Here is a 450-nt window from a genome sequence, read left to right on the forward strand (position 1 = left end):
CCGGGCACCTATTCCGACAAGACGTGCCGCGAGGATTCGAGCCGCAGCGTTCCGTACGCCGGCATGGCACTGCGACACTACTCGTCTGCATCGCAACTCGCGGAATTGCACGGCGCCGACGTCGGCCTCGAACTCGACCTGACCTGCGGTTTCAGCCTTGCGGATTCGTCGACGCTCGGCGCACCGACCGCCTATCCGGACGTGATGATCGGCAAGTCGATCCTGATCGGCAAGCACCTGACCTTCGTCGTGACGAACCGAACCGCGGCACCTGTCGCCTGCCGCCTTATCCCGCTTCTGGCAGACGTCCGGACGACCGCAGACACGTTCGTCAATCTGACGCTCGTGACGCCTGACACGCAGCGCACGCTCGCGTCGGCCACGCTTGCCGCGCACGGAAGCGGACCCGCGCTGCTTGGCGAGGACGGTCGGGAATTCTTCCATTACGAA

Annotated in this window: 1 protein-coding gene; it reads left to right on the top strand. The window is 64.9% G+C overall.

The window, feature by feature from the left end; genetic code table 11:
* Positions 1 to 63: 63 nt before the first annotated feature.
* Positions 64 to 450 (top strand): hypothetical protein (locus tag HWW87_RS36875; protein ID WP_175824380.1); only part of this gene is annotated, 387 nt, incomplete at its 3' end.

Origin of the sequence: Burkholderia sp. BCC0419 (genome assembly GCF_902830285.1) — a bacterium.
Lineage (GTDB): Bacteria > Pseudomonadota > Gammaproteobacteria > Burkholderiales > Burkholderiaceae > Burkholderia.